Annotated in this window: 7 protein-coding genes and 1 pseudogene; 6 read left to right on the top strand and 2 right to left on the bottom strand. The window is 36.0% G+C overall.

The features are described from left to right. Positions 1–259: 259 nt before the first annotated feature. Positions 260–967: a hypothetical protein gene (locus OZD61_RS02090; protein WP_274979673.1), complete on the top strand. Its 708-nt coding sequence runs from the start codon at positions 260–262 to the stop codon at positions 965–967. Between the two features lie 211 nt (positions 968–1178). Here OZD61_RS02090 and OZD61_RS02085 read toward each other — a convergent pair. After that, a pseudogene (locus tag OZD61_RS02085) lies at positions 1179–1775 on the bottom strand (TIGR02217 family protein). A 190-nt stretch (positions 1776–1965) separates the two neighbouring features. Then, entirely contained in the window at positions 1966–2724 is a 759-nt protein-coding gene (locus tag OZD61_RS02080) for a DsbA family protein (RefSeq protein ID WP_274979672.1), read from the bottom strand. A gap of 333 nt (positions 2725–3057) precedes the next feature. On the opposite strand from OZD61_RS02080, the gene OZD61_RS02075 reads away from it, so the two are divergent. From OZD61_RS02075 to OZD61_RS02055, 5 genes are all read left to right on the top strand, one after another. After that, entirely contained in the window at positions 3058–3210 is a 153-nt protein-coding gene (locus tag OZD61_RS02075; protein WP_007548541.1) for a hypothetical protein, read from the top strand. Between the two features lie 16 nt (positions 3211–3226). Then, positions 3227–3814 (top strand): Fic family protein, encoded by a 588-nt coding sequence (locus OZD61_RS02070; RefSeq protein WP_274979671.1) that lies wholly within the window; start codon positions 3227–3229, stop codon positions 3812–3814. Between the two features lie 101 nt (positions 3815–3915). Continuing rightward, on the top strand, positions 3916–4212 hold the full coding sequence (locus OZD61_RS02065; protein WP_274979670.1) for a hypothetical protein: 297 nt from the start codon (positions 3916–3918) through the stop codon (positions 4210–4212). A 95-nt stretch (positions 4213–4307) separates the two neighbouring features. Continuing rightward, positions 4308–5786, top strand: a complete 1479-nt coding sequence (locus tag OZD61_RS02060) for a UbiD family decarboxylase (RefSeq protein ID WP_182319895.1) — start codon at positions 4308–4310, stop codon at positions 5784–5786. After that, a partial coding sequence (locus OZD61_RS02055) for a hypothetical protein (RefSeq protein ID WP_274979669.1) occupies positions 5765–6005 on the top strand: 241 nt, incomplete at its 3' end. The genes OZD61_RS02060 and OZD61_RS02055, both read left to right, overlap by 22 nt.

The following is a 6005-nucleotide window of genomic DNA, read 5'->3' as shown; positions in this document are numbered from 1 at the left end:
ATAAGCTACTGATATTCTCCATCTTTTTTATCTTTAATCCATCATAGCTAGCGATGCAACAAAGCCATCCGGTTGCATCACGCGCTGCAGCCAGGCGCAATAGAAAACGCATTACACCAATAAAGCCCTTTTGGTGCTCAAGCAAATATAAAAGATTTTTATTCTATTAAAAAAAATATAATTTTTATTAAAATTTTCATTTATTTTTATTTAAAAAGTAAACATTATTAATATTTACTTTAACTAATATAGGATATATATGAATACAAAAATATTTGAGATGTTAATAAGGAGAACTGGTCTACGCAGAGATAGCAAAGCTGAGATCATACAGTTAAATAGAAATGAAAAAGCTTTCGTAGATGAGGATAAAGAATCTATCGAATTAGCTGAGGCCATTTTTGAAGAGAATAATATGTTTCATTTCCGCAAACCAGGTCCTGCTATGGATTACATTTTGCACAAATTAATAAATGATAGGAAGCTTTTCGAGGAAATGAAAGATAGAGGTACAAGTATAATACGTCTTTTTTCTTTGTTATCAATGTATCATGGTCGTCTCAATTGCTGTGTTATAAGAAAAGGAGGGTGTATTACTGAGTGTGGCATACTTGATTACGCTGGCACCTATCCAGAACTAGTGCCTTTAGAGGACTTTATACTTATTGAGCCTTCCTCGTACCTCGAGTACATTGTGTTTGACAATGAGAATATCAGAAATAGGTTAGCTGAAGACTTAACTGAAGATAAAACAAAATTAGATATCTTTTTGAATGGAATTTTAGCAACAAAGAATTCGGATTTAGTATTATCTTGTATTAACAAGATAGAGGTTCTTAATGAGGAAGATAGATATTTTGTTAATCTCTTACAGAAAAACGGCATGCTAGACTACATCTTAAACAAAGATGATACAACACTTGCAAAATCAACTCTAAAGGAGTTGTTGAAGCTTTCTATTTTGTAGGAAGAAAAAAGCACTGAGTTAGAATCTCCCCAAGCTTCAAGTGTAAATGTTAGCAAAGCTCAGCAACATTGTAGTATATAGCTGGTGATAAAGTTTAAAATAATTGCATATACTAAGGCTCATTTAAATATAGAGCCTCAGTGGTGCTTAATTTTTTCAATTGATGGTGACTAGTAGCCCTACTATGATGTGGATCTATGCTCGCTTATAACTAAAATTTCACTTCCACCAAGGGGATATTATTCCAGCTATTGCTTCCATAGTCATCAATCGAAGCGTTTAAGTAATCTGTATCAAAGCGCACGGGCACATCAAATTCAAAGCTCGCAGTGATTATCACATCCTTTACTGGTGGCTTCATAAATGTTATTTCTCCAGTTGAATAATTTACTGAATATTCACTCTCTTCTTTACCATTTAAATAAATCTTTACTGTCCCATGTACTGGCTTTTTGATCATACGTATATGCTTATCTTCCCCACTTACATAAGTTTTGATTAGCTAAAAAGTCGTTTTTTTGTTATCTCCTATACCAATCTCTTGGTTGATGGCTATAAAATCCCACCAATCCTTAAAACGAAACCCTATTGCTTTACCTTTTCGTGCATGAAAAAGTGTTATTAGTTCTAGTAGCTGCTCGTTTGATCTGACCCCGTAAGCTATGTTGTATCTAGTGCGTGCATGAGACCAATTGATGTTGCGCTGTTCACAACCGTTATGAGTTGTTACAACGTCAGTGGAAAATTCCGGTCCTCCAGCGGAACCATAAGATATATTTTCTGGAAATCTAATTTCTGTGAATGACATATACCTTCCCGTGAAAGTAAAATAGTTTGGTTGAAGAAAATGTTGTAATTTGAAAGCGTTTCACATAGTAAATGACGCTATGGAAAGTGGATGAGACTACTGAGTTAAACTGCTGTCACACCCACAGTTACTATACTCAGGTTCATTTGAGTTGTCAAGCAAAAAAATAAAATTTTACGGCAAACTGTAACTAGCCTTGCTTGTGACTTAATTCATCTACTTTTTTGCGTAATACATTCAAATCAGTTGCTCCTACAAACAGGCTATCTCCAATTATTAAAAAAGGTGTACCACCTACTCCCAAATCTCTTACTAGAAGCCTACTGTTGTTTATCATTTGCTCAATTTTGTCCGCGTTATCTTTTATGGAATCATTAAAATCGTCCTCATCAATCCCCATGTTTTTCACTATATCCAATATGCTTTCGTCTGAAAATTCTCCTTTGTGACTTAAAGCAGCATGGTGAAAATCGAAATATTTTTCTTTATCGAGAAAATAGACAGCTAGAGCACTTTTTGCTGCCTTTAAAGAAGCGTTACCAAGTATTGGAGCATCCCTAAAGATATACTTAATTTTGCCGTCGTTAATTAACTGCTTTATATCATTCTTTATAGCTTTGCAATGTCCACAAGAATAGTCAAGGAAGCCTACAGCTATAACACTACTACTTTCATTTCCGGAGTAAGGATAAGTAAGGTCAAATATTTGATCCTTGTATTGTGAAATTTTACTTTTGGTTACATTATCTCGAGCAGCGTAACTACTTTTAATCGACTGCTCTTTGAGAGTTTTTACGATCTTATCAAAATTTCTGCTTATATAGCTATCTAATTTCTCACCTATATAATCATCGCTTAGCATTTGGCTGCGATTTGAAAGCCAATTGTTTATTATCGGCAAGCTTGCTATTGCTATTATTAAAATTAATAAAAACGATATTCTAGACATACAATTTATTTAAAAACCTACAACATAAAACTTTTAGTACACGTTTATCTGTATATTAAAAGAAGCATCTAATGTTAATATATAAAAACATTCGTATCAAGTGTATTTTATAACCAGTTTTGCCTCAAATGCAAACTTTACACAATAAAACTCAAGCACATTACCACAAAGTTCATCAGAAGACTTGGTGATGCAAGTGACAAAACTACCTCCAGAATAGCCAATTATGAGATGCTCTATCTTTTACCGCCACGCTGTAAATACGGCGGTAAAACAAAGTTGATAATTTTATTCCGCTGTGTATAATTTCAACAAACTCCGCGGAATAAACATATGAGTGAACCAATAATTGGCAGAGAAAAAGAAATAGCTATTCTACAAGACAAACTTCTTTCTCAATCAGCCGAATTTATTGCTGTTTATGGTCGGCGTCGTGTAAATGTTGTATTATCTGCATTTTATCAGCATAATATAGAAGTAATGTAATGCAGATATTATGCCGATGCCGAATTATACGATTACTTCTAAAATTGCTAGTTGTCTTATAAGGATTGAAGCAGCAAAAGAAAAAGTGTTACATTTGCCGCTCACTGTATCAATGCTTTTGTCTCTTCGTGAAACTACACGGCTTTATACCACACACTATTCTACTATGATTGAAGGAAATCGACTTGAACCTAAACAGATTGAAGAGGTTTTAAGTGGTAAAAGCCACTTTCCAAAATATAGGAGAGATGAAAATGAGGTTAAAGGATATTATGCAGCTTTAACTCAAGTTGAACAATGGGCAGCAAGGAGAATACCCATTACTGAGAAAGCTGTTCAAACACTACATGCTCTAGTAATAGCAAGTGGAAAATCTAAAATAAAATCAACACCTTATCGTGATGGTCAAAATGTTATCCGCGATAGTCTTACACGTGCAATAATTTATATGCCACCTGAAGCAAAGGATGTACCAAAGCTCATGAGCAGTATGATTGATTGGATTCGTAACAGTGAGCAAGTGCCTTGCCCAATTATTGCAGGTATTGCGCATTATCAATTTGTAACAATTCACCCTTACTATGACGGTAATGGTCGAATCTAGGAGCGTATTATGAAGCAATCAGTATAGGTCCATCGCACAACTATTACATGGGACGAGCTGAAGCAGATATTACTAAGTGGGTGGAGTATTTCGTAGAAGGTATGGCAAATTCATTTGAGAACGTTTTACAACGTATAAATAAAGAAGAATACCACGCTGATCAGACTGATCTTATACGTAAGCTTGATCCTAAACAACGCAAAGCTCTTGAGCTCTTCCAGAAGTTTTCCGCTATTACAGCTAGTCAGGTTGGCGAACTATTTAATTTTAAGCCTCGTACCAGTGCGCAACTTTGTAAAAAGTGGGTGGAAATGGGGTTTATCAAGATTGTAGATTTTTCCAATAGAGGAAGGAAATACAAACTTAGTAAGCAATATGAGGATTTGATCTCAAATTAACTGAAAGCTCGCTAGGCAGGAAAGTAGTGCATAGGTCAAATTTCAATAAAGTGCTTGAAAACTAAATGTAAACTTAAAATTTTAAAAACTGGAATATGTACAACAACTTACGCGACTTCATCAAAGCCTTAGAAGAAAAAAAGAATCTGATTAGAATTAAGGAGAAAGTTTCAACAGTTCTTGAAATGACAGAAATTCACCGTAGGGTTTTGTCAAACAAAGGGCCAGCGATCATTTTTGAAAATGTTGTCACAGAAAATGGTAAAAATTCGATTCCTGTTTTGGTGAATTTATTTGGTACTATTAAGAGGATTGCATTGGGGTTGAACATAAATCCTGATGAACTAAGAGATCTTGGTAAACTTTTAGCATTTTTGCAATCACCTGAGCCGCCAAAAAACTTTAAGGATGCTATAAAAATGTTTCCTTTGTTGAAAGTCGTGTTATCGATGCGAAGTAAAGTCGTGAGCAAGGCTCCATGTCAAGAGGTAGTGCTAACCGGAGATGAAGTGGACCTAAGTCTACTGCCCATTCAAACATGCTGGCCAAATGAACCTGCACCACTTATCACCTGGCCGATTGTGGTGACAAAAGGACCTACGAAAGACAAACAAGATAATTTCAATCTTGGAATATATCGTATGCAGGTCATAGATAAAAAAACAACTCTAATGCGTTGGCTTGCGCATCGTGGAGGAGCAGGTCACCATAAACGATGGAAAGAGAAGGAACAAAATATGAAATTTCCTGCTGCTGCTGTGATCGGTAGTGATCCTGCAACAATTATTGCTGCGGTAACTCCAGTGCCAGAAACATTGTCAGAATACCAATTTGCTGGACTGCTGCGAAAGAAGCCGCTTGAACTTGTAAATTGTAAGACTATTCCACTTCAAGTGCCAGCTCACGCGGAAATCGTTCTGGAAGGCTATGTGAGTTTGGATAGATATCAAGATGAGGGACCATATGGAGATCACACTGGCTACTATAATTCTGTTGAGCAATTTCCAGAATTTAATATTACTGCAATTACTATGCGTAAAAACCCGATATATCTTAGCACTTTCACTGGCAAGCCACCTGATGAACCATCGATTCTTGGTGAAGCACTCAATGAAATTTTTGTGCCCATTCTTATCAATCAATTTCCAGAGATAGTGGACTTTTATCTGCCACCGGAAGGTTGCTCATATAGAATAGCGATAGTGTCGATAAAAAAATCCTATCCAGGGCAGGCAAAAAGAATTGTTATGGGCATACTTTCTTTTCTAAAGCAGTTTTTATACACGAAGTTTATTATCGTTGTTGATAATGATATAAATGTACGTGATTGGAAGGAAGTAATGTGGGCAATGTCAACGAGGATGGACCCTGTGCGTGATACAATCATGATAGAAAGTGTACCTATTGATTATTTAGACTTTGCTTCCCCTGAAAGTGGACTTGGAGGTAAAATGGGATTTGATGCGACAAACAAAATTCCTCCTGAAACCAAACGAGAGTGGGGAAAGAAAATTAAAATGAGTGAGGAAATAGTAAGAAAAGTCACGGAAAAGTGGGAGGAATATATGGACTAGACTTCTTGCATAAAAACAGAAAAAAGTTTGGCGTTTTTTATAATGCCGCATTAACTGATAATTGTGCGTCACAGTGCCCTCTTCTTGTCATCCGAGTAGCTGACACTGGTTCACTTTATGATGGTGTCATGAAAGTAGCCTCCTTCCCCTGTCATCCCAGTGCCCAGACACTGGGATGGCTTTGTTGCATCGCTACTTATGAAAGGCTAACTATAATTA

The sequence above is a fragment of the Wolbachia endosymbiont of Drosophila bocki genome (assembly GCF_028982005.1).
GTDB lineage: Bacteria > Pseudomonadota > Alphaproteobacteria > Rickettsiales > Anaplasmataceae > Wolbachia > Wolbachia pipientis.
Note: the sequence above shows the minus strand (reverse complement) of the source record. Positions and strands in the feature narration are given on the sequence as shown.

Bases quoted from the DNA above. Each gene is read 5' to 3' on its own strand.
- OZD61_RS02090 (WP_274979673.1), top strand. From the start codon at position 260: ATGAATACAAAAATATTTGAGATGTTAATAAGGAGAACTGGTCTACGC.
- OZD61_RS02080 (WP_274979672.1), bottom strand. From the start codon at position 2,724: ATGTCTAGAATATCGTTTTTATTAATTTTAATAATAGCAATAGCAAGC.
- OZD61_RS02075 (WP_007548541.1), top strand. From the start codon at position 3,058: ATGAGTGAACCAATAATTGGCAGAGAAAAAGAAATAGCTATTCTACAA.
- OZD61_RS02070 (WP_274979671.1), top strand. From the start codon at position 3,227: ATGCCGAATTATACGATTACTTCTAAAATTGCTAGTTGTCTTATAAGG.
- OZD61_RS02065 (WP_274979670.1), top strand. From the start codon at position 3,916: ATGGCAAATTCATTTGAGAACGTTTTACAACGTATAAATAAAGAAGAA.
- OZD61_RS02060 (WP_182319895.1), top strand. From the start codon at position 4,308: ATGTACAACAACTTACGCGACTTCATCAAAGCCTTAGAAGAAAAAAAG.